Origin of the sequence: Spirilliplanes yamanashiensis (genome assembly GCF_016863475.1) — a bacterium.
GTDB classification, from domain to species: Bacteria; Actinomycetota; Actinomycetes; order Mycobacteriales; family Micromonosporaceae; genus Spirilliplanes; species Spirilliplanes yamanashiensis.
The window spans coordinates 138,918-161,106 of record NZ_BOOY01000018.1 but is presented as its reverse complement, the minus strand read 5'-3'; the positions used below and the strand labels follow the sequence as shown (position 1 = coordinate 161,106).

Sequence of the window (22,189 nt, the reverse complement as noted above, 5' to 3'; positions counted from 1 at the left end):
GACTCCCAGACAGCACCGACCGTCTGGCGGCCACCAGCGTTTGCCTCAACGCGGCGCGGTCAAGCCCAAGCGCCGGAAGAATGACAGCGCTCGGACTCCGCTGCTGCTGGCCGCGCCCGCGCTGCTGATCCTGGCCGCGCTGCTCGGCTACCCGATGTTCCGCATGATGCAGCTGTCGTTCCAGGACATGCGCCTGCGCCAGCTGCTCACCGGCGTCACCCCGCCGTGGGTGGGCCTCGACAACTACACCAACGTGCTGACCGACCCGTTCTTCTGGGACGTCGTGCGGCGCACCGCCACCTTCACCGTGGTGTCCGTCGTGCTGTCGGTCGTGTTCGGCCTCGCCGTCGCCCTGCTGATGCGCCGGGTCGCCCGGCCCGTCCGGCTCGCGATGGTCGTCGCCATGATGTTCGTCTGGGCCGTGCCGCAGCTCGTCCAGGCGCAGATCTTCAAGTGGATGGTCGACACCGACTTCGGTGTCTTCAACTACCTGCTGGCGCAGATCGGCCTCGACTACCAGGGGCACAGCTGGTTCGCCGACCCGACCCAGGGCTGGATCGTCATCACGACGCTGGTCATCTGGGCCGGCATCCCGTTCCTCGCGATCACCCTGAACGCCGGCCTCACGCAGGTGCCCAAGGAGCTGCTGGAGGCGGCCGTCGTCGACGGCGCCTCGCCCTGGCAGGCCCTGCGCAGGATCACGCTGCCGATCCTCAAGCCGCTCATCACGATCGTCACCACGCTGTCCGTGATCTGGAACTTCGGCCTGTTCACGCAGGTCTGGGTGCTGCGGGACAGCAAGGTCGAGCCCGAGTACCAGACGCTGGGCACGTACTCCTTCATCCAGGCGTTCGGCCAGTCGAAGTACAGCCTCGGCTCCGCCATCGCGGTCATCACGGTGCTGCTCATGCTCGGCGTGACCGTGTTCTACATCCGCCAGATGTTCAAGATCGGAGAGGTCGACTGATGGCCGGCAAGAAGGGCCGCAAGCCCAGCGCTGACGAGCAGGGCACCGTCACCGTCGGCCGCAGCGGCCTCGGCACGGTCGTCGCGAACACCTTCGGCGTGATCTTCGCCGTGGTCATGATCTTCCCGGTCTACTGGGTCCTCAACACGGCGTTCAAGCCGGCGCCCGAGGTGCTGCAGTTCGAGCCGTCGTTCTTCCCGGAGGCCCCGACCTTCGACAACTTCATCTCGGCCTTCAACGCCCCGTACTTCGTCGACGACCTCATCAACGGCATGCTCGTCACCGTCTTCGCGGTGTTCGGCGCGCTCGTGGTGGGCTTCCTCGCCGCCCTGGCCATCGCCCGGTTCTCGTTCTACGGGCGCAAGGCGCTGATCCTGATCATCCTGGCCGTCCAGCTCGTCCCGCTGGTCGCGCTGCTCATCCCGCTGTTCCTGATGATGCAGAAGGTCCAGCTGACCAACAGCCTCATCGGTGTCGGCATCGTCTACCTGGTGCTGATCCTGCCGTACACCGTGTGGACGCTGCGCGGCTTCATCGCCGGCATCCCGCGCGAGCTCGACGAGGCGGCCCTGGTCGACGGCTGCAACCGGTGGCAGACGTTCTGGCGGATCATCCTGCCGCTGACGGGTCCCGGTTTGGTTGCGACCTCCATCTACGGCTTCATCCAGGCGTGGAACGAGTTCATCATCATCAACACGTTCAACAGTCCGGAAAAGCAGAACCTGATGGCGTGGCTGCTGCAGAATCAGACGAATCGGGGCACCGCGTGGGGTCCCCTCATGGCTGGCGCGATCATCACCTCCCTCCCGGTGGTGGTGTTCTTCCTGCTCATCCAGCGCAACATCGCGACAGGCATGACGGCCGGCGCCGTCAAGGGCTGACGCGCTCGACACCTTCTAGGAGACGTTGATGGCCGAAATCCCCGGCACCGGCACCGAGCTGGACCGCCGTACCGTTCTGCGCCGTGCCGCGATGGCCGGCCTGCTCGCCACGCCCGCCATGGGCCTGCTCAACGCCTGCGCCAGCGGCGGCGACGAGGGTGCGAACACCGACACGCCGTCGGGGGAGAAGAGCGACACCAACCCGCTCGGCGTGGACCCGAAGGCCCCGCTCGAGGTCGTGATCTTCAACGGCGGCCTCGGCACCAAGTACGCGACGGACGTGCACATCCCGTCGTACAACAAGCTGTTCCCCGAGTCGAAGGTGACCTTCTCGCAGACCGAGGAGATCGCCACCGTCATCCAGCCCCGGGTGAACGCCGGCGACCCGCCGGACATGATCAACAACTCGGGCTCGAAGCTGATGGACATGGGCGCGCTCGTCCAGGCCGGCCAGGCGCAGGACCTGACCGAGCTGTTCGCCGCCCCGTCGGTCGACATCGCCGGCTCGACCGTCAAGGACACCCTGGTGCCCGGCACGGTGGAGCAGGGCCAGTTCAACGGCAAGCCGTACGCCCTGAACTACGCGTTCACCGTCTTCGGCCTCTGGTACAACTCGAAGCTGTTCGCGGCGAACAACTGGACCGCGCCGAAGACGTGGGCCGAGTTCACCGCGCTGCTCGACCAGATCAAGGGCAAGGGCATCCTGCCGTACTCGTACGCCGGCGCGAACGCGTCCTACTACCAGTACCTGGTGATCCTCACCAGCGCCGCCAAGATCGGCGGCCCGGACGTCCTGAAGAACATCGACAACCTGGCCGACGGCGCGTGGCAGGCCCCCGCGGTGAAGCAGGCCGCGCAGGCCTGGGGCGAGATCGGCGCCAAGTACGGCAACAAGGCGCACCTGGGCCTCAAGCACACCGAGGTCCAGCTCCAGCAGAACCAGGACAAGGTCGCGATCTACCCGTCCGGCTCCTGGCTGGAGAACGAGCAGGCCAAGGACACCCCGGCCGGCTTCGAGTACGCCGTCATGCCGGTGCCGAGCGTCACCGGCTCCGACGCCATGCCGCAGACCGCCATCTACGCGGCCGCGGGCGAGATCTACTTCGTCGCGGCCAAGGGCAAGAACCCGCGCGGCGGCATGGAGTACCTGCGTCACATGCTGTCGAAGGCGGGCGCCCAGGGCTTCACCAAGGCCACCAAGGTCCTCACGGTGGTCAAGGGCGCGACCGACGGCCTGACGATCTCGCCCGGCCTCACCAGCAGTGACACGATGCTGAAGGCGGCCGGCGCGGACTACTTCAGCTACCGCTTCGACACCTGGTACAAGAAGCTCGACGACGAGGCCCGCGCCGCGACGAACGAGCTGATGTTCTCGGGTGGTGACGCCCAGAAGTTCTGTGACCGGATGCAGAAGGCCGCCGACGCCGTCAAGGCCGACTCCTCCATCCAGAAGTTCACCCGCTGATCCACAGGTAAGGACGGACGAGCGCCATGCGGCACGGCAAGTATCCCTTCATCATCGGTTTCCTTGCCGTGCCGGTGGCCCTCTACGGCACGTTCGTCGTCGCGGCGTACGTGCAGACGTTCCAGCTGTCGTTCACCAGCTTCCGCGGCTTCGGCGCGGCCACGTACGTCGGCCTCGACAACTTCGTGCGGCTCTGGGACGACAGCCAGTTCTGGCAGGCGCTGCGCAACCACGCCGTGCTGCTGATCTTCCTGCCGCTCATCACCATCGCCATCGCCCTGGTCTTCGCCTTCCTGCTCAACGTGGGCGGCGGCGCCAAGGGCGGCATGCAACGCGGCGTGTGGGGCTCCAAGTTCTACCGGGTCGTCTTCTTCTTCCCGCAGCTGCTGGCCCTCGCCCTGGTGGCCGTCATCTTCGGCCGGGTCTACTCGCCGGACGGCAGCGGCCTCATCAACGGCCTGCTCAACGGCGGCGACGACCCGATCCTGTTCCTGGCCGACCAGCGCTGGGCGCTGTGGTCGATCCTCGCGGTGCTCATCTGGCAGGCCGTCGGCTTCTACGTGGTGCTGTTCTCCGCCGGCATGGGCTCGGTCCCGCAGGAGATCTACGAGGCGGCCGCGCTCGACGGCGCCACCCGGGTCACGCTGTTCTTCCGCGTGACGATCCCGCTGCTGTGGAACACCGTCCAGGTCGCCTGGGTCTACCTGGGCATCGCCGCGTTCGACGCGTTCGCCCTCGTCAACATCATGACGGTGGACCGCGGCGGCCCCGACGGCGCGACGATGGTCCTCGGCATGCTGATCTACCGGAACATCTTCGACTACTCCCAGTACGGCTACGCGTCGGCCATCGGCGTCGTGCTGTTCTTCCTGACGCTGACCTTCGCCGCCCTGACCCTGCGGGTCACCCGGCGCGACACGGTGGAGATGTGATGACCGACGTCGCCAGCACGGACACCCCCGCCGGCCCCCCGGTCGCCCCCGCCCCGGCCGCCAAGCGCGGCGGCAGGCCGGACGTCAAGCGCGAGGTCGGCGCGTTCACCGGCGCCGCGCACCTGGCCCTCGTGCTGTGGGCGGTCGCCACCGTCGGGCCGCTCATCTGGGTCGTGCTGGCCTCGTTCAAGACCAACACCGAGATCTTCCTCGGCCAGCCGTTCGCGCTGCCCGGCTCGTTCGCCCTCGACAGCTACGCCACGGCGTGGAACGAGGCCAACGTCGGCCGGTACTTCCTGAACTCCGTGTTCGTGGTGCTGGTCAGCACCGCCGGCACGATGCTGTTCGGCGCCATGGCCGCCTACGTGCTGGCCCGGTACAAATTCTGGGGCAACCGCTTCATCTACTACCTGTTCGTCTCGGGGCTGGCGTTCCCCACGTTCATGGCGCTGCCGCCGCTGTTCCTGATCCTGCGCTCGATGAACCTGCTGAACACGTTCACCGGCCTGATCCTGGTCTACATCGCGTACTCGCTGCCGTTCACGGTGTTCTTCCTCGCCGCGTTCTTCAAGACGCTGCCGCGCGAGATCGAGGAGGCCGCCACGGTCGACGGCGCCTCCCACACCCGCACGTTCTTCCAGATCATGGTGCCGATGGCGCGGTCCGGCCTGGTCAGCATCACGATCTTCAACATCGTCGGCCAGTGGAACCAGTACCTGCTGCCGGTGGCGATCATGCAGGGCGCGGGCGCCGACTCGAAGTGGGTGCTGACCCAGGGCATCGCGGCGATCAGCGTCTCGGCCGGTTACCAGGCGAACTGGGCGGCCCTGTTCGCCGCGCTCACCATGTCGATCATCCCGATGATCGTCGTGTACGCGTTCTTCCAGCGGCAGATCCAGGCCGGGCTGACGGCGGGCGCGGTCAAGTAGCCGCCCGCGCCACCGTCAGGTGGTGCGACGAGGCGCCCAGCAGGCTGGGCTCGTCCTCGACGCGGCGCAGCAGGTCCAGCGCGGTGGCCCGCCGGCCGGGGTCGGCGAGGATCTCGTCCAGCCGGCCGCCGAGCAGCCACAGCGGACCCTCGACGGCGACGACCCGCGGGGCGCGCAGGCCCGCCTCGACCGGCTCGGCCGCGGGCTCGTCCGGGTGGTGCAGGTACGCGGTGGTGAAGTAGCGCGGCTCGTCGGCGGGGCCGCGGTGCACGCCGCTGCCGAGCCCCGCGTCGACGATGTCCCGGAAGCGCGGGTCGGCGTGGTACCCCTTCGCGAAGCCGTCGAGCAGCGGCGCGAACCGGCTGATCGTCGCGCCGGCGGCGACCCCGCTCGGGCGCAGCGCGCGGGCCGCCTCCCGCCAGGCGCGCACCCGGTCGGCGCGGGCGGTGAGGTGGTAGAGGGGGCCGAGCAGCAGCACCGCGTCGTACGAGCCGGTCGCCGCGGGCAGGTCGCGGGCGTCGCCCACGGCCGCCGTCACGCCGGGCCGCGCCGCCGCCGCGGCTACGTGCTCCGGCACCGGGTCGACCACGTGCACCCGGTGGCCCGCCGCCGCCAGCACCGCCGCGTACCGGCCGGTGGCGCCGCCCACGTCGAGGACGTCCGCCGGCGCCGCGGGCAGCACCCGCTCCAGCACGTCGACGGTGCGCAGGAACTCCAGCAGGCCGGTGCCGGCGGTGAGCCGGTCGCCCTCCAGCCCGCGCCGGTAGAACTCCAGGATCTCCGCGTCGATCACCCCGCCCACGGTGGCGGACCGGCGGGCGGTGTTCAACCGGGTTTGTCGTACCGGGGCGGCAGAATGGCGGCGTGATGATGGGGCTGGTGGCGGGGCGCATGCGGCCGGTCGAGCCGCCCGGCCCCGAGACCGCCGCCCACGCCGCCGCCGTGACCGCGGCCGACGGGGCCGGGGTGCGCTGGCTGCTCGCGTCCGCCGCCGCCGACTACCCGCCGCTGCTGCGCGCCGGGGCCCGGCTCGGCCGCTGCCACGACGCCGAGCTGACCGAGGCGTTGCTGTCGGGCTACGCGGGGCGCTGGGGCGAGCCGCGGGCGCTGCCGGCCGCGTACGCCCGGCTCACCGGCGCGCCGGTGCCGCCCGACCCGCCGCCGCGGCACGCCGAGCCGCCCGGGCACGCGCAGACGGCGCTGTTCGAGCCCGCGCCCGCCGCCCCCGCCGAGCTGGGCGCCGACCCGCTCGACGCGCTCGCCGCCGTGTATTCCGACCAGCGGGCGCGCATCGCCGCCACCGAGCACCCGGGCCGGTTCCGGCTGCTGGTGGCCGCCGAGTCGGCCGGGGCGCTGATCGGCGCCGAGATGGGCCACGAGGGCCTGCCGTGGCGGGCCGACATCCACGATCAGCTGCTCGTCGAGCTGCTCGGGCCGCCGCAGCCGGTCGGGCCGCCGCGCCGGCTGGCCGAGCTGACCGCCGAGGTCAACGCGGCGTTCGGCACCCGCGGGCTGCACCCCGACTCGCCGGCCGAGGTGCTGCGGGCGTTCGCGCGGGCCGGCGTCGAGGTGCCGAACACCCGGGCCTGGGTGCTGCGCGGCGTCGACCACCCGGCCGTGGCGCCGCTGCTGGAGTACAAGGAGCTGTACCGCATCTGGACGGCGCACGGCTGGACGTGGCGCGACGCGTGGGTGCGCGACGGCCGCTTCCGCCCGGAGTACGTGCCGGGCGGCGTGGTGTCCGGCCGGTGGGCCACCCGGGGCGGCGGGGCGCTGCAGGTGCCCAAGGTGGTGCGGCGCGCCGTGGTGGCCGACGAGGGCTGGCGGTTCGTCGTCGCCGACGCGGGCCAGCTGGAGCCGCGGGTGCTGGCGGCGGTGTCGGGCGACGCCCGGCTCGCGGCGGCGGGCGGCGCCGGCGACCTCTACGCGGCGCTGGCCCAGCAGGCGTTCGGCGGCGACCGGGCGAAGGCGAAGGTGGCGCTGCTCGGCGCCATGTACGGCCAGACCGGCGGCGCCGCCGTGCCCGCCCTGAACACGCTGCGGCGCAGCTACCCGACGGCGTTCGAGTACGTCGAGGCGGCCGCCCGCACGGGCGAGGCGGGCGGGCTGGTCCGCTCGTGGCTGGGCCGCACCTGCCCGCCCGCGCACGCGGCGGTGCGCGAGGACGACGGCGACGGCCCCACCGAGGACTACCAGGGCGGGGCGTCGGGGCGGGCCCGCGGCCGGTTCACCCGCAACTTCGTCATCCAGGCGACGGCGGCGGAGTGGGCGCTGGTGCTGCTCGCCACGCTGCGCACCGAGCTGGCGGGCATGCGGGCGCGGCTGGTGTTCTTCGTGCACGACGAGGTGGTGGTGCACTGCCCGGCGGACGAGGCCGCGGCGGTGACGGCGGCGGTGGAGCGCAGCGCGCAGCGGGCCGCCGAGCTGCTGTTCGGTGACACGCCGGTGCGCTTCCCGCTCGACGTGTCCGTGGTGCGGTGCTACGCGGACGCGTGAGGTCAGATCTCGATGTCGAAGCGGCGCAACAGCGGGCGCATGAGCAGGCCGCCCGCCGCGAGCACGCTGATCACCGTGAACGCGCCGCGCAGCACCACCACCTCGACCGTGCCGCCCACCTTGACCGCCATGCCGCTGGGCACCGCGATCATGCGCCACATGCGCCGCCCGACCGGGATGGGCCACAGGATCGGCACGCCGTTGCGGGTGATCATGTCGCCGAGCAGGTGCACGAAGCAGCCCACCCCGACGGCCAGCCCGAGCATGGGGTAGCCGCGCTCGCCGGGCAGGTTGGCCCACACGTAGGAGGCGGCGCCCGCGCTGACCAGCGTGACGACGACCCAACCGGCCCGCTCCGCCCACCGGTCGAACAGCCCGCGCAGCGCCAGGCCCACCATGAGGAAGACGATGCCGAGCACCGCCCACTTGCCGAACGCCCCGCACAGCGCGGTGGTGCCCCAGCCCACCAGCACGGTGAACGGGATGGTGTGGGTGAACGTGCGGTGGCCGTTGTCGCGGCGCGGGTCGCGGCGGGTGCGCGTCGCCGTGTAGATGCCCAGCGAGATCTTCTCGATCACCTCGGCGGCGAACAGCGAGAACACCCCGAACGTGCGGGCGACCGTGGCGCCGCCCTGGTTGCGGGTCACCTTGCCGGACAGGTCCAGGTCGGGGAACAGGGCGCCGCCGGCGCACATGGCGGTGCCGGCGGCGATGGCGAGCGGCGTCTGCCCGTACCCGGCGAAGTGGTCGAGTGCCCAGCTGCCCGCCAGCCAGACGGTCGCCCCCGACAACGCGTGCGACGGGCCCATCATCGGTGCGGCCACCCTCCCTGGTCTGCCGGCGAACGTGAGAACCTTGGCAGAGCGGGGAGGGCGGTTCAACGACCGCGCCGTCCACTGTGGAGTGGCGATGGTCACCGGTGGTGGTACGGCCCCCCGGCGTACGACCGGTGCCCCCACGGCTGCCCGTGGCCGTGCCGCGCCCAGCGCCGGTGCCGCGCCAGGCCGATGACCAGGAACGTCAGCGGGATCGCCGGCCAGAAGAAGTGCGCCCCCGACAGCACCCACAGCCCGGTGAGCACCATGGCCGCCGCGACGACGAACGCGGTGTGCCGGCGCACGTGCCGCCCCAGCTCGGCGCGGGCCTCGGGCGTGTCGAGCAGGGCCCGCCGGCCCCCGTCGGGCAGGTCGGCGGTGAGCGGGGCGAACTGGTCGCGGTAGGTGGCGGCGTACACGGCGGCGAGGCGCTCCTCGCCCTCCTCGAGGGTGAGCCGGCCCTCGGTCATGGCGGCCCGGACGATCGTGGCGAGCTGCTCGCGCTCCGCGTCGGAGGCGCGCAGGCGGCTGGTCGGTGCGGTGGTCACGGTCGGTTCCTCCCTGCCTGGTGGTCACTCCAGCGTGGCGGCCGCGCGGCCGCCCGGCGTCGGCCCGGCGGAGGCGCCCGCCGTACCCCGCCGGGCGCAGCCGGGGCCGCCGCCTACCCCGCGGGGAGTACGCGGACCCCCGCCGCGACGCCGACGCCGGGGCGGCGCGGGTGCCGTAGCGTCGACCGGGTGAGACACCTGCCGGAGCGCCGGCGGCGCGGCTGGCACGGCGGGGGAGCCGCGGTCGCCGCCGCCCTATTCCACGTGCTCGGTGCGCGCGCCGCGGCCCGCGCCGGTGCGCCGCCGGTCGACCTGGGCGTGCTCGCGTACCCGCTGCTGCTGGCCGGCCCGGCCGCCCTGCTGGTGCGGCGGCGCGCGCCGATCGCGGTGCTGGCCGTCGCGGCCGCCGCGACCGTGGCGTACGCGTTGACCGCCGCGCCGCGCTGGACGTTCGCGGTGGCGGGGGTGGTGGCGCTGTTCCACGCGGTGCGCACCGGGCGGCGCACCCCGGCCGCCGTGGCGATCGCGGCCGGCGCGTACCTGTCCTGGCTGGTCCTGCCGCTGGTGCTGCCCGGCGTGCCGGCGGCGGTGCGCCCCGAGCCGCGCGAGGCCGTCCTCACCGGCGTGGCGCTGGTGCTGACCGTGCTGCTGGGCGGCGCGGCGAAGGTCCGCGGCGAGCACTACGCGGAGATGGCGAAGGCGCACGCCGAGCAGCAGCGGGCCCGCGCCGAGCGGCAGCGCCGGCAGGCGTCGGAGGAGCGGCTGCGGATGGCGCGCGAGCTGCACGACGTCCTCGGCCACCACCTGTCGCTGATCAGCGTGCAGGCCAACGTGGGCCTGCACCTGATGGACAGCCGCCCCGAGCAGGCCCGCGAGGCCCTGACGGCGATCCGGGCGGCCAGCGCGGAGGCGCTCGCCGAGGTCCGCGGCGTGCTCGGCGTGCTGCGCACCGACGACGAGGCCGCCGAGGCCGCGCCGCGCCAGCCCGCCCCGGGCCTCGACCGGCTCACCGACCTGACCGCCGACGCCGGCATCGCCGTGGACACCCGCGTCGCGGGCGCCGCCCGCCCGGTGCCGCCGGAGGTGGACCGCGCGGCGTACCGGATCGTGCAGGAGGCCCTGACCAACGTCCGCCGGCACGGCCCGGCGGACGCCCGCGCGGTCGTCACCGTGGCCTACGGCCCCGCCGACCTCACCGTCACGGTCGCCAACGACGGCCCGCCGGCCGACGACGCCGACCCCACCGGCAACGGCATCGCCGGCATGCGCGCCCGCGCCGAGTCGCTGGGCGGCACGCTGTCCGCGGGCCCGGACACCGCGGGCGGCTTCCGCGTCGCCGCGGTCCTGCCCACCGGGGGTACGCCGTGATCACCGTCCTGCTGGCCGACGACCAGGCCCTCGTCCGGGCGGGCTTCCGCGCCCTGCTGGACGCCGAGCCCGACATCGCCGTGGTCGCCGAGGCCGCGGACGGCCTGGCGGCGGCCCGCCTCGCCGCCGACCACCGCCCCGACGTGGTCCTGATGGACATCCGGATGCCCGGCGTCGACGGCCTGGAGGCCACCCGCCGCATCGCCGCCGACCCGGCGCTGGCCGCCACCCGGGTGCTCATCCTGACCACCTTCGAGCTGGACGAGTACGTCTTCGAGGCGCTGCGCGTCGGCGCGTCCGGCTTCCTGGTCAAGGACACCGAGCCGGTCGACCTGCTCCGCGGCGTGCGCGCCGTCGCGGCCGGCGACGCCCTGCTGAGCCCGGGCGCCACCCGCCGCGTGATCACCCGCTTCGCCGCCGCGAACCCGGGCCGCGCGGCCGCGCCGCCCCCGGCCCTCGACCAGCTCACCGACCGCGAACGCGAGGTTCTCGCGCTGGTGGGCGAGGGCCTGTCGAACGACGAGATCGCCACCCGGCTGCTCATCAGCCCGGCGACGGCGAAGACCCACGTGAGCCGCACGATGGTCAAGCTCGCCGCCCGCGACCGCGCCCAGCTGGTCGTCACCGCGTACGAGGCGGGCCTGATCCGCCCCGGCTGGCTGACCTGACGGGCCGCCGCCGCGTCAGCCCGTCCGCAGGGTGCGCAGCGCCTCGGCCACCGACCAGGCCTGGAACGGGCAGCCGGTGGCGGCGTGCGGCGGGTCGCCGTCGGCGGTCTCGGAGACCGAGCCGAGGCCCCACTCGGCCAGGTGGGCGGCGGTGGCCGCGGGCGCCTCGTCGTCGGTCAGGCCGCACCGGCGGGCCGCGTCGCGGTACGGGCCCGCCAGCCACGGCCAGACGGTGCCCTGGTGGTACGCGGCGTCCCGGGCGGCGCCGGTGCCGCGGTGCCGGCCGGTGAACCCGCGCTCGGCGGGGGCGAGGCTGCGCAGGCCGACGGGGGTGAGCAGGGCGCCGGCGACACGGCGCAGGGCCTCCGGTTCGGGGCGCAGCGGGGCGTGCGGCAGCGACCAGGCGAGCAGCTGGTTGGGGCGCAGCGCCGGGTCGTCGCCGCCGGGGCCGTCGACCACGTCGTACAGCAGGCCGTGGGGCGCGGGGAAGCGGCGCCGGAAGCCGGCGACGGCGGCCTCGTGGGCGCGGGCGGCCGGGCCGGCGTCGCCGCGGGTGCGGGCGGCCAGGTCGGCGACCACGGCCAGGGCGTTGACCCACAGGGCGTTGACCTCGACGGGCTTGCCGCGCCGCTGGGTGACGGGCACGCCGTCGACGCGGGCGTCCATCCAGGTCAGAGCCTCCCCGTCGGCGCCCTGGGTGAGCAGCCCGTCGGCGGGGTCGGCGCGGATGCCGTAGCGGGTGCCGGCCAGGTGGGCGCCGACGACGGCGCGCAGGCCGGGCAGCAGGTCCGCGGCCAGGCCGGTGTCGCCGGTGGCGGCGACGTGGCGCCCGACCGCGTGCAGGAACCACAGCGTGCCGTCGACGGTGTTGTACTCGACCGCGCCGGTGTCGGCGGTGTTGGCGAGCATGCCCTCGGACAGGGTGGCGGCGTAGGAGCGCAGCAGGTCCGCCCCGGCGTCCGCGCGCCCGGTGGCGAGGAACAGGCCCTCGTAGCTGATCATCGTGTCGCGCGACCAGGCGCCGAACCACGGGTAGCCGGCCACCACGTCCGGGCCGGCCGGGGTGCGCACCACGAACGCGTCGGCGGCCAGGGCGAGGCTCGCGGTCAGGTCGTCGGCCGGGCGGGCGGCCGCCACCACGGCGCGGTGGCGGCGGCGGGCGGCGGCGACGACCTCCACGGGCGGGGCGGGGCGGTCGGCCAGGGCGGTGGCGTCGCCGGCCCACGCGGTCACCTGGGCCGCGTCGCCGGGGGCGGTGAGGGTGGTGTGGAAGCTGCCCGCGTGCCACAGGTCCTCGCCGGGGTTGAGGCCCCGCGCGGCCTCCTCCCGGTGGTGCACGCCGCGCCACCACCGGCCGGCCGGGCGGACGCCCGGGCCGGTCAGGCGGTACGCCCCGGCGACGACGCAGCCGTCGGCGGCCGGTTCGACGGTGGGCGGCGGGCCGGCGGCGGTGCGTTCGCCGTGCGCGTCGCGCCACGTGCACAGCGCCTCCAGCGTGAGGCCGACGGGGCCGCCGGCGACCAGGCGGTGCACGACGGCGACCGCGGGGCGCCCGTGCGTCATGGCCAGCTCCCGCTCGACGACCGTGTCGCCGACGCGCCAGCGCCAGCGGGGCAGCCCGTCGGCCAGGGTGAAGCCGGACAGCAGCTCGTGGCCGCGGGGTTCGACGGCCCCGGACGCCCACTCGTGCGTGCCCAGGCGCACCGTGGCCCCGGACGGCAGCGTGAGCGTCGCGTCGAGGGCGGCCAGCGCCAGCCGGCGGGACGCGGGCGTGGCGCCGGCGACGACCAGCAGGCCGTGGTAGCGGCGGGTGCGCAGCCCGCTGACGGTGCCCATCGCGTAGCCGCCCAGGCCGTCCGGCAGCAGCCACTCGCGGGCGCCCCCGGCGGCGGGATCGCCGCACACCTGCGGGCCGAAAGAGATCGGTATCACCGCTTTCCCCACGTTAGCGGGGAAATAGGGGAGCGGAGACGGCGGTCGTAACACGACGTGGACACAATCCTGATGATGCGGGACCGGGCCTCTTAGTGTGGGAGTGGGCGGAAGATCGAGATGTGGAGGTGACCGGCGGCGTGGCGGCCATCGACGCGGCGGGAGCGGAACGGGCGCGGCTGGCCGAGGCCGACGCGGGCGCGGAGCCGTGGCGCGCGTGGGGTCCCTACCTGGCCGAGCGCGCCTGGGGCACGGTCCGCGAGGACTACAGCGAGCACGGCACCGCGTGGGACTACTTCCCGCACGACCACGCCCGCTCCCGCGCCTACCGGTGGAATGACGACGGCATGGGCGGCATCTGCGACGACCGGCAGACGTTCTGCTTCGCCCTCGGCCTGTGGAACGGCCGCGACCCGATCATCAAGGAGCGGATGTTCGGCCTCGGCGGTGACGGCGGCAACCACGGCGAGGACGCCAAGGAGTACTGGTGGTACCTGGACTCCACGCCCACCCACTCGTGGATGCGGTGGCGCTACCACTACCCGCAGGCCGCGTTCCCGTACGACGACCTGGTGCACGTCAACGGCCGGCGCAGCCGCGAGGAGGCCGAGTACGAGCTGGTCGACACCGGCGTCTTCGACGAGGACCGCTACTGGGCGGTGACCGTCGACTACGCCAAGGCCGGCACCGAGGACATGTGCGTCGTCATCACGGTCGCCAACCGCGGCCCCGACCCGGCGACGCTCGACCTGCTGCCCACCCTGTGGTTCCGCAACACCTGGTCGTGGGGCCTGCCCGGGCGTGACGCCGTGCCGCAGCTGCAGGGCTCGCCGGGACGGCTGGTCGGCCGCCACCGGGTGCTCGGCCAGCTGGTGCTGCAGGCGGACGAGCCCGTGCCCCCGCTGGTCTGCGACAACGAGACCAACGCGCAGCGGCTGTGGGGCCTGCCCGGCACGACGCTCTACCCGAAGGACGGCATCAACGACCACCTCATCGCCGGCACCCCCACCGTCAACCCGGAGCACCGCGGCACCAAGGGCGCGCTGCACTACCGGCTGACGCTGGCCGGGGGAGAGGAGCGGCAGATCCGGCTGCGCCTCGCGGTGACCGCGCCGCCGCCCGGCGCCGACCCCGCGCCCGAGCTGGACCTGGGCGACGGCTTCAGCGCCGTGGTGCGCGACCGCGAGGCCGAGGCCGACGCGTTCTTCGCCGAGCTGATCCCGGCCGCCGCGTCCGCCGAGGAGGCCGCCGTGGCCCGGCAGGCCGTCGCCGGGCTGATGTGGGGCAAGCAGTTCTACCACTTCGACGTGCAGCGCTGGCTCACCGGCGACCCGGGCTCCGCGCCGCCGCCGCCGGGGCGCCGGTTCGGGCGCAACCACGCCTGGTGGCACATGAACTCGTTCGACGTCATCTCCATGCCCGACCCCTGGGAGTACCCCTGGTACGCGGCCTGGGACCTGGCGTTCCACTGCGTCACGATCGCCCGGGTCGACCCGGGCTTCGCGAAGGCGCAGCTGCTGCTCCTGCTGCGCGAGTGGTACCAGCACCCCAACGGCCAGATCCCCGCGTACGAGTGGGCGTTCGGCGACGTGAACCCGCCCGTGCACGCGTGGGCGGCCATCCGGGTGTTCGAGATCGACGGCGGCCGCGACCACGACTTCCTCGCCCGCATCATGCACAAGCTGCTGCTCAACTTCACCTGGTGGGTCAACCGCAAGGACGTCGGCGGCAACAACGTCTTCGAGGGCGGCTTCCTCGGCCTGGACAACGTCGGGCCGTTCGACCGGTCCGCCGCGCTGCCGGTCGCGGGCGTGCTGGAGCAGTCCGACGGCACGGGCTGGATGGCGATGTACGCCCTGAACCTGCTCGACATGTCGCTGCGGCTGGCCCGCAAGGACCGGGCGTACGAGGACATGGCGACGAAGTTCTTCGAGCACTTCGCCTACATCGCCGGGGCCGCGTACCAGCAGGGGCTGTGGGACGACGAGGACTGCTTCTTCTACGACGTGCTGCGCCTGCCCGACGGCTCGCGGGTGCCGCTGAAGGTGCGCTCGATCGTGGGCCTGCTGCCGCTGGCCGCCACCAGCCGGCTCAACACCGCCGACCTGGCCCGGCTGCCGGAGCTGGCGGCGCGGCTGCGCTGGGTGCTGGCCAACAAGGGCGAGTACCACGACGTGGTGGGGGCGCGGCGGCTGTCCGCGGACGGCCGGCAGCAGCGCCTGCTGTCGATGGTGGGCCCCGACCAGCTCGTCAAGATCCTCACCCGGATGCTGGACGAGGACGAGTTCCTGTCGCCGTACGGGGTGCGCACCCTGTCGCGGCGGCACCTCGACAAGCCGTTCACGGTGTCGCTCGGCGGCTCCGACTTCACCGTCGGCTACGAGCCGGCGGAGTCCACCAGCGGCCTGTTCGGCGGCAACTCCAACTGGCGCGGCCCGGTCTGGATGCCCGTCAACTACCTGCTCGTCGAGGCGCTGCGCGAGTTCGCCGCGTTCTTCGGCGACGACCTCACCATCGAGTACCCGACCGGCTCCGGCCGCAAGGTGACGCTGCACGAGGTCGCCGACGACCTGTCCCGCCGGCTCATCGCGCTGTTCCTGCCGGACTCGTGGGGGCGCCGGCCCATCTACGGGGCGTGCGAGCTGTTCCAGACGCACCCGGACTGGCGCGACCTGATCGCGTTCCCGGAGTACTTCCACGGCGACAACGGCGCCGGCCTGGGCGCCTGGCACCAGACCGGCTGGACGGCACTCGTGGTGGACCTGATCCTCGGCGTGCACCGCTCCTGAGTCAGGGCGCGGACGGGGCGGGCGGCCACGTCACGGTCAGCTCCGCCCGGCAGTGCGCGGGCAGCGCCCGTTCCACCGCCGCCAGCTCCTCGGCGGTGGGCGGGTGCGCCTCGCCGGTGGCGATGCGGGTCGCGTACCAGGCGTACCGGCCGACCTGGTCGTACAGGTAGGGCTCCTGGATGTGCAGGTGCGCGGCCTCGCGGTCGGCCCGCCACACCCCGGCGGCGCCGGGGTCGGCGGTCAGGGCGCGGCCCTGCGCGAGGGTCTCCGCGGCCACCGCGCACGCGGCCGGGGACGCCACGGGCGGGTCGTTGTGCCGCCGCCACAGGTACACCCCGCCGACCAGCGACGCGGCCAGCAGCACGAGCACCACCAGGGCGAACGCGATCAGCCCGCCCCGCTCGCCGCGCTCGGGCGCCGCCGCGCCGGTGCGGTGCCGCCCGGACGTCCACGCCTCCGGCGCGGTCCGGGCCGGGGCGGGGTGCGCGCCCAGCCCGCCGGGGAACGGGCGCCCGGGCGGCGGCGCGCCGCCGCTCACGTCCGCGGTGAGCCGCACCCGCCGGTAACGCACCAGGCGGCTCGACCGGTAGCCGGGCCGCGGCCGCCGCCCGGTGGGCCGGCACGGCCGCGCGGCGGTCACGCGGTCCTCGCCGCGAACACCGTCATCCTGGACACCTCGACGCCCTCCCACCCCGGCGCCGGTGGCGCCGCCCGGTAGTACGGGCGCGGGGGCCGTTCCGGATGACTTCTGTGGTGGCGAGAAACACAGGCGAAACACTACGATCGGTCGCACCGTCGTCACGATCGTCAGGAACCACCGTGTCCCTCGTCTGCGTCACCGTCGACCAGCACGCCGCCGCTGACCGCCGCCGCGCCTTCGACGCCGTCCTCGGCCTCGACCCCGTCACCGTCCTCGCCGGCCCTGGCCCGCTGCCGCCGATCCGCCGCGTCGACGGCACGTGGGGCCGCGTCGGCGACGTGCGCACCCTCGACCTCGCCGGCGGCGGCGCCGTCGTCGAGCGGCTGACCGAGATCGACGCCACCCGCGAGTTCGCGTACGACGTGACGGGCCTGCCGGGGCTGACCGGGCGGCTGGTCACCGGCGCCCGCGGCTGCTGGGAGCTGCACACCACCCCGCACGGCGGCACCGAGATCACCTGGACGCTGGCGTTCCGCCCCCGGCCCGGCCGGGCGCTCGCCTTCCGGGTGCTGGCCGCGCCGGTGTGGCGGCGCTACCTGCGCCGGGCCCTGGCCAACGCGGTCGCGGCCGTCCACGAGCGCGCCGGGCTGCCCGCGTCGGCCCGCCGCTAGCCTCGTCCGCATGCAGTTCGGAGTCGGCTACTTCCCCACCCACGACGGCGTGCGCCCCGGCGAGCTGGCCGCCCGGGTCGAGGAGCGCTGCCAGGACGCCCTGTTCTTCGCCGAGCACACCCACATCCCGGCGAGCCGGGAGAGCCCGTGGACCGGCGGCCCGGAGCTGCCCCGCCGCTACTACCACTGCTACGACCTGTTCGTGGCGCTGACGGCGGCGGCCGAGGCGACCCGCCGGCTGCGCGTCGGCAGCGGCGTCTGCCTCGTCGTCGAGCGCGACCCGATCGTCACCGCGAAGGCGGTCGCCAGCGTCGACCACCTGTCCGGCGGGCGCCTGGAGTTCGGCGTCGGCGCCGGCTGGAACCGCGAGGAGATGCGCAACCACGGCACCGACCCGCGCACCCGGATGGCGCTGCTGCGCGACCGGGTCCGGGCCATGCAGGCCATCTGGACGCAGGACGAGGCGTCGTACACCGGCGAGTTCCACTCGTTCGAGCGCATCTGGTCGTGGCCGAAGCCCGCGCAGCGGCCGCACCCGCCGATCCTGGTCGGCGGCGACGGGCCGACCGTGTTCGACCGGGTCCTCGACTACGGCGACGGCTGGTTCCCCACCTGGTCGCCGCGGCACCTCGACCGGGTGCCCGAGCTGCTCGCCCGCGCCGACCGGCCGCTCGACGTGCAGTTCATCGGCGTGCCCGCCGACCCGCGGGTGCTCGACCGGCTGCGCGCCGCCGGGGTGCGCCGGGCGTCGGCCTGGCTGCCGTCCGGGCCGTGGAGCGTCGTCGAGGCGACGCTGGAGCGGTGGGAACGCGCCATCGCCGACCTGCACGGCGAATGAGCTGGCGGGAGCTGTTCGCGGCCGCCCGGGTGGCGCGGCTCGCCACCGTCGCGGCGGACGGCTCGCCGCACCTGGTGCCGCTGGTCTTCGCCGTCGACGGCGACACCGTGTGGAGCGCCGTCGACGCCAAACCCAAGCGGCACACCGCCCTGCGCCGCCTCGCCAACGTGGCCGCCGAACCCCGGGTGGCGCTGCTCGCCGACCACTACACCGAGGACTGGACGGCCCTCTGGTGGGTGCGCGCCGACGGGACCGCCCGGGTCGTCGCCGCCGGCTCCGCCGAGGGCCGCCGGGCGCTGGCCGCGCTCACCGCCCGCTACCCGCAGTACGCGGCCGCGCCGCCGCCCGGGCCGGTGCTCGCCGTCGACGTCCACCGCTGGTCCGGGTGGTCCGCCGCCGGCGGTTGAGTACGGGTACTGAGTACCCCGACTCAGTCCCCGCGGCGGCCGGGCCCGGAAGGATCTGTGCCGTGATGACGTACCCGTGCCCGGCCTGCCGTGCCCCCGCCGACGACGTGTCGGGCTGCTCCCGCTGCGGGCGCGGCCCCGACCCGGACGCGGCCGAGGTGATCCGCCTCGACCTGGAGATCCCCGTGCTCACCGAGCGGGCCGCCACCGCCCGCCGCGCCTGGCAGTCCGCCGACCGCGCCGTCACCGACGCGTGGCGGCGCCGCACCGAGGCGGTCGCCCGGATCCAGTCCCGGCTCGCCCCCGCCGCGCCCGCGCCCGCGCCGCTCCCGGTCCCGGCCGCCGTCGCCGCCGTCACCGCCGCGCCGCGGCCCGAGGCGTCCACCCGCACCGTGCAGAACGTGCTGTTCCTGCTCGGCGGGCTGCTGCTCGGCGTCGCCGCCGTCGTCTTCACCGCGGTCGCCTGGAATACCTTCGGCGTCGGCGGGCGGGCGCTGCTGCTCGCCGCGTTCACCGCGCTCGCGCTCGGCGCGCCGCTGCTCGCCCTGCGCCGCGGCCTCACCGCCACCGCCGAGACCATCGCCGCCGTCGGCCTGCTGCTGGTGCTGCTCGACGGGTACGCCGCCTGGTACGTCAACCTGTTCGGCGTCGCGGGCGGCTCCGCGGCCCGGTACGCCGCGGGCGTCTTCGCCGTCACCGCGCTGACCGCCGCCGGGTACGCCCGCCTCACCGGGCTGACCGGCCCCCGCTTCGCCGCCCTGGCCGCGGTGCAGCCGGTGCTGCCGCTGGCCGTGGCCGCCGCCGGGGCGGGCCCGGTCGGCTGGGCGTGGACGCTGACCGGCGTGGCCGCCCTCAACCTGGGCGTCGTCGTGCTGACCCGCCGCCCGGTGCGGTGGGCCGCCTGGGGCCTCGGCGCCGCCTGGCTCGCCGCGGCGGGCCTGCTCGCGCTCGCCGCCTCGGCGTTCGCGTCCCGCACCGGCACCGCCGTCACCGCCGGGCTGGCCCTGGTCGGCGCCGCCGCGCTCGCCCTGGCCGGCGCCCTCGTCTCCCGGCGCACCCCCGCCGTCGCCGCCGCCGCGGGCCTGGTCGTCGCCGCGACCGGCGTCGCCGCCGCCCGCCCGCTGCTGCTGCTCGACGTCACCGGCACGCCCGCGCTGGTCGCCGCCGTCGCCGCCGCCCTCGCCGCGGCCGTCGCGGCCGGCGGTCGGCTGCTGCCCGCCGGCGTGCGGGTCGGCCCCCGCGCCGGGGCGTTCCTGGTGCTCGGCCTGCCCGGGCTGGGCGCCCTGGCCGGCACCCTGGCCGCCGTGGCCGCCACGGTCGAGGCGTCCCGGCCGGCGTGGGCGGCGGGCTGGTCGGCGCGCCCCGGCAACGCGGACAGCTGGCCGCTGCCGGTGACCGTCCTGCTGCTGCTCGCCGGCCTGCTCGTGCTCCTGCCCCGGCCCGCCCGGCGCGACACCGCCCTCGCCGGCGCCGCCCTGCTGTCCCTCGGCCTGACGGCCGGCCTGCACCTGCCGTGGTGGGTCGCGCCCGCCCTGCTGCTCGCGGCGGCCTCGACCGCCCTGCTGCTCGCCGCCCGCGCCACCGCCCCCGCGACGGCGACCCGCCGCGCGGCCGTCGCGGCCGCCCCGCTGCTGGTGGCTCTGCTGGTCGGCGCCGGCCGCCCGGCGGTCCTCGCCGCGGTCCTGGCCACCCTGCTGGCGACGGGCCTGACGGCCCTCGCCCTGGCCCACCGCCGGCCCGGGGCCGTGGTCGCCGCCGTCACCGCCGGTGCCGGGCTGCTCGTGCTGCCCGCCACCGCCGCATCGGCCGCGGCGGCCGCGGGCGCGCCGGACCACTGGGTGGCCCGCGCCGCGCTCGCCGCCCTGGCCGCGCTGGTCGCGCTGGCCTGGACGACCCGCGCCGCGACCTCCCGCGCCGCGACCGCCCCGCGCCTGTCGGCCCCGCGCCTGTCGGCCCCGCGCCTGTCGGCCCCGCGCCTGGCGGCGCTGCGCCTCCCCGCGCTCGCCGCCGCGGCCGGTGCGGCCGTCATCGCGCCCGCCTGGGCGCTGCCCGCCGGCGACCCGTCCGTGCTGTATGCGGCGGCCGCCGTGCTGGCCGTCGCCGTGACGGTCCGCGCCGCCGGGCCGGGCCGCGCCGCCCTCGCGGCGGCCGCCGGCGCGCTGCCCGGCCTGTGGCTGGTCGTCGCCGCGCTGCCCGGGCTGGCCGCCGTGCTGGTCGCGCCCTACGAGCAGCTCGGCCGCGTGTGGGACGGCCCGGTGACCCTGCCGGCGCCCGCGGGCGCGGTGGCCGGGGCCCTCGGCGTCGCCGCGCTCGCGGTCGCCGTGCTGATCGGGCGGAACCGAGCGGTGCTGCTGTCGGCCGTGCCGCCGGTCGCGGGGGCCGCCGCGCTGGTGGCCGTGGGCGCCGCCGGTGCGCCCTGGCCGGTGCGGGTCGCCGCGGCGGTCGCGGCCGGGCTCGGCGGGCTGCTGGGCACGGCGGTGCGGCGGCGCACCGGCGCGGACGTGGCCGCGTGCGGGGCGGTGTCGGCGGGGTTCGCCGGGGCGGGGCTGGCGGGGGCGTTCGCGGCCCGCCCGGCCACGCTGGTGGCGCTCGGCGCGACGGCGGCGGTCGCCGCGGCGTGCGGGGCGGCCGGGCGGACCGGGTCGGCCCGGGTCGCCGGGTGGCTGGGGGCGGTCGGCGCGGCCGGGGGATTTGCGCTGGCCGCCGGGCGGGCGGCGGGGCTCACCCCGGCCGGTGCGGCGTTCGGGGTGCTGGCGGTGGCGGCGCTCGCGCTGGCGCTCGGGGCGGCCCTGCGGTCGCGCCGGCCGGGGGAGTCGGCGGCGGTGCAGGCGTCCGCGCACGTCACCGCGGTGCTGGCGCTGCTGCTGTGCGCCGGGTCGGCGAACGCCGCCGCGGCCGTCTGCGTGCTGTGGGGTGTGGTGCTGGGGCTGCGGGCGCTGTGGCCGGGGGAGGCCGCGAACCCGCGCCGGGTGCTCGTCGTCGCGGCGGCCGGGGCGGAGCTGCTGGGCTGGTGGATCGTCGCCGGGTCGGGCGGGGTGACGACGCCGGAGGCGTACACGCTGCCCGCGGCGGCGGTGGGGCTGCTGGCCGGGTGGCTGGCGCTGCGCGCGTACCCCCGGCTGTCGAGCTGGACCGCGTGGGGGCCGGCGCTGGCGGCGGCCCTGCTGCCCAGCCTGGCCGCGGTGTTCGCCGCGCCGGACGCGCCGCTGCGCCGGCTGCTGCTCGGGGCGGGCGCGCTGGCGGTGCTGGTGCTCGGCGCGGCGACCCGCCGGCAGGCGCCGGTCGTGGCCGGCGGCGCGGTGCTGACGCTGGTGGCCCTGCACGAGCTGGTGCGGGTGTGGGACCTGCTGCCGCGCTGGATCCCGCTCGCGGCGGGCGGGCTGCTGCTGGTGGGCCTGGCGATGACGCTGGAGCGCCGGCGGCGCGACCTGCACCGGGTGCGCAGCGCGGTGGCGCGGATGACCTGACCGTGCGGCCGGGGCCCGCGGTGACGGGCCCCGGCCGGGCGGGTCAGCGGTGCTGCCCTGCGGCGATCGCCTCGGCGACGCGGAGCAGCTCGGCGCGGTCGGGCTGGAACGCCGCGGCGATGTCGGGGTGCAGCCCGGCGCGGGTCTCGTGCAGGAGCTTGGCGCAGACGATGTCCACCGGCTCGCCGGAGTAGTGCGCGGCGACCCGGTCGGTGGCCGCGCGCAGCGCCGAGGTGAGCTGGTCCTCGAGGGCGTCGTGCAGCTTCTGCTCCACCGGGCTCTCCCCGTGCGGGTCGAGCGTGACCTGCGGCTCGGTCATGGTGCTCCTCTCGTGTCGCGGGTGCGCATACCCCGTCGGGAGAGGACCCCAAACCGG

19 protein-coding genes are annotated in these 22,189 nt (G+C 75.5%); 13 read left to right on the top strand and 6 right to left on the bottom strand.

Annotation, left to right across the window (positions count from 1 at the left end; translation table 11 throughout):
* The first annotated feature begins 40 nt into the window (after positions 1 to 40).
* From Sya03_RS12750 to Sya03_RS12730, 5 genes are read left to right on the top strand one after another with little or no spacing between them, the layout of a single operon-like run.
* Positions 41 to 967 carry a carbohydrate ABC transporter permease gene (locus Sya03_RS12750; RefSeq protein ID WP_239107415.1) on the top strand — a complete coding sequence of 309 codons (927 nt, stop codon included), beginning with the start codon at positions 41 to 43 and terminating at the stop codon, positions 965 to 967.
* Positions 967 to 1,848, top strand: a complete 882-nt coding sequence (locus Sya03_RS12745; RefSeq protein WP_203938459.1) for a carbohydrate ABC transporter permease — start codon at positions 967 to 969, stop codon at positions 1,846 to 1,848. Before Sya03_RS12750 ends, Sya03_RS12745 begins: the two co-directional genes overlap by 1 nt.
* A gap of 28 nt (positions 1,849 to 1,876) precedes the next feature.
* Positions 1,877 to 3,313 carry an N-acetylglucosamine/diacetylchitobiose ABC transporter substrate-binding protein gene (gene ngcE / locus Sya03_RS12740; protein ID WP_203938458.1) on the top strand — a complete coding sequence of 479 codons (1,437 nt, stop codon included), beginning with the start codon at positions 1,877 to 1,879 and terminating at the stop codon, positions 3,311 to 3,313.
* Positions 3,314 to 3,339: 26 nt separating this feature from the next.
* Positions 3,340 to 4,245: a carbohydrate ABC transporter permease gene (locus tag Sya03_RS12735; RefSeq protein WP_203938457.1), complete on the top strand. Its 906-nt coding sequence runs from the start codon at positions 3,340 to 3,342 to the stop codon at positions 4,243 to 4,245.
* Entirely contained in the window at positions 4,245 to 5,174 is a 930-nt protein-coding gene (locus Sya03_RS12730; RefSeq protein ID WP_203938456.1) for a carbohydrate ABC transporter permease, read from the top strand. The genes Sya03_RS12735 and Sya03_RS12730 overlap by 1 nt, the downstream gene beginning before the upstream one ends.
* On the opposite strand, the gene Sya03_RS12725 is transcribed toward Sya03_RS12730, so the two are convergent.
* Positions 5,167 to 5,967, bottom strand: coding sequence for a class I SAM-dependent methyltransferase (locus Sya03_RS12725; protein ID WP_203938455.1), 801 nt, complete (start codon positions 5,965 to 5,967; stop codon positions 5,167 to 5,169). The genes Sya03_RS12730 and Sya03_RS12725 overlap by 8 nt on opposite strands.
* 74 nt (positions 5,968 to 6,041) lie before the next feature.
* Between Sya03_RS12725 and Sya03_RS12720 the strand changes: the two genes are divergently transcribed.
* Complete coding sequence (locus Sya03_RS12720) at positions 6,042 to 7,670, top strand: bifunctional 3'-5' exonuclease/DNA polymerase (protein WP_203938561.1); 1,629 nt, start codon at positions 6,042 to 6,044, stop codon at positions 7,668 to 7,670.
* A 2-nt stretch (positions 7,671 to 7,672) separates the two neighbouring features.
* On the opposite strand, the gene Sya03_RS12715 is transcribed toward Sya03_RS12720, so the two are convergent.
* Positions 7,673 to 8,482 carry a metal-dependent hydrolase gene (locus Sya03_RS12715; RefSeq protein ID WP_203938560.1) on the bottom strand — a complete coding sequence of 270 codons (810 nt, stop codon included), beginning with the start codon at positions 8,480 to 8,482 and terminating at the stop codon, positions 7,673 to 7,675.
* A 101-nt stretch (positions 8,483 to 8,583) separates the two neighbouring features.
* Positions 8,584 to 9,033: a DUF1707 SHOCT-like domain-containing protein gene (locus Sya03_RS12710; protein WP_203938454.1), complete on the bottom strand. Its 450-nt coding sequence runs from the start codon at positions 9,031 to 9,033 to the stop codon at positions 8,584 to 8,586.
* Between the two features lie 189 nt (positions 9,034 to 9,222).
* Here Sya03_RS12710 and Sya03_RS12705 point away from each other — a divergent pair, with 189 nt between their 5' ends.
* On the top strand, positions 9,223 to 10,401 hold the full coding sequence (locus tag Sya03_RS12705) for a sensor histidine kinase (RefSeq protein ID WP_239107414.1): 1,179 nt from the start codon (positions 9,223 to 9,225) through the stop codon (positions 10,399 to 10,401).
* Positions 10,398 to 11,069: a response regulator transcription factor gene (locus Sya03_RS12700; RefSeq protein WP_203938453.1), complete on the top strand. Its 672-nt coding sequence runs from the start codon at positions 10,398 to 10,400 to the stop codon at positions 11,067 to 11,069. Before Sya03_RS12705 ends, Sya03_RS12700 begins: the two co-directional genes overlap by 4 nt.
* A 15-nt stretch (positions 11,070 to 11,084) precedes the next feature.
* Here Sya03_RS12700 and Sya03_RS12695 read toward each other — a convergent pair whose 3' ends face one another.
* Positions 11,085 to 13,001, bottom strand: a complete 1,917-nt coding sequence (locus tag Sya03_RS12695; RefSeq protein ID WP_203938452.1) for an amylo-alpha-1,6-glucosidase — start codon at positions 12,999 to 13,001, stop codon at positions 11,085 to 11,087.
* A gap of 122 nt (positions 13,002 to 13,123) precedes the next feature.
* Here Sya03_RS12695 and Sya03_RS12690 point away from each other — a divergent pair, with 122 nt between their 5' ends.
* The gene (locus Sya03_RS12690) at positions 13,124 to 15,790 is read left to right on the top strand and encodes an MGH1-like glycoside hydrolase domain-containing protein (protein WP_239107413.1); all 2,667 of its coding nucleotides are present in this window, start codon (positions 13,124 to 13,126) and stop codon (positions 15,788 to 15,790) included.
* A 1-nt stretch (position 15,791) separates the two neighbouring features.
* Here the strand turns inward: Sya03_RS12690 and Sya03_RS12685 are convergent, their stop codons facing one another.
* Entirely contained in the window at positions 15,792 to 16,430 is a 639-nt protein-coding gene (locus Sya03_RS12685) for a hypothetical protein (RefSeq protein WP_203938451.1), read from the bottom strand.
* A gap of 179 nt (positions 16,431 to 16,609) precedes the next feature.
* On the opposite strand from Sya03_RS12685, the gene Sya03_RS12680 reads away from it, so the two are divergent.
* The 4 genes from Sya03_RS12680 to Sya03_RS12665 all read left to right on the top strand — a co-directional run bounded on the left by Sya03_RS12680 (position 16,610) and on the right by Sya03_RS12665 (position 21,813).
* Complete coding sequence (locus Sya03_RS12680; RefSeq protein ID WP_203938450.1) at positions 16,610 to 17,101, top strand: SRPBCC family protein; 492 nt, start codon at positions 16,610 to 16,612, stop codon at positions 17,099 to 17,101.
* A 10-nt stretch (positions 17,102 to 17,111) separates the two neighbouring features.
* Complete coding sequence (locus tag Sya03_RS12675) at positions 17,112 to 17,939, top strand: LLM class F420-dependent oxidoreductase (RefSeq protein ID WP_203938449.1); 828 nt, start codon at positions 17,112 to 17,114, stop codon at positions 17,937 to 17,939.
* A complete protein-coding gene (locus Sya03_RS12670; RefSeq protein ID WP_203938448.1) occupies positions 17,936 to 18,346 on the top strand; it encodes a TIGR03668 family PPOX class F420-dependent oxidoreductase in 411 nt (136 codons plus the stop codon). Before Sya03_RS12675 ends, Sya03_RS12670 begins: the two co-directional genes overlap by 4 nt.
* 65 nt (positions 18,347 to 18,411) lie before the next feature.
* Positions 18,412 to 21,813, top strand: coding sequence for an SCO7613 C-terminal domain-containing membrane protein (locus tag Sya03_RS12665; protein WP_370872161.1), 3,402 nt, complete (start codon positions 18,412 to 18,414; stop codon positions 21,811 to 21,813).
* Between the two features lie 43 nt (positions 21,814 to 21,856).
* Here Sya03_RS12665 and Sya03_RS12660 read toward each other — a convergent pair whose 3' ends face one another.
* Positions 21,857 to 22,132, bottom strand: coding sequence for a hypothetical protein (locus Sya03_RS12660; protein ID WP_203938446.1), 276 nt, complete (start codon positions 22,130 to 22,132; stop codon positions 21,857 to 21,859).
* Between the last annotated feature and the right edge of the window lie 57 nt (positions 22,133 to 22,189).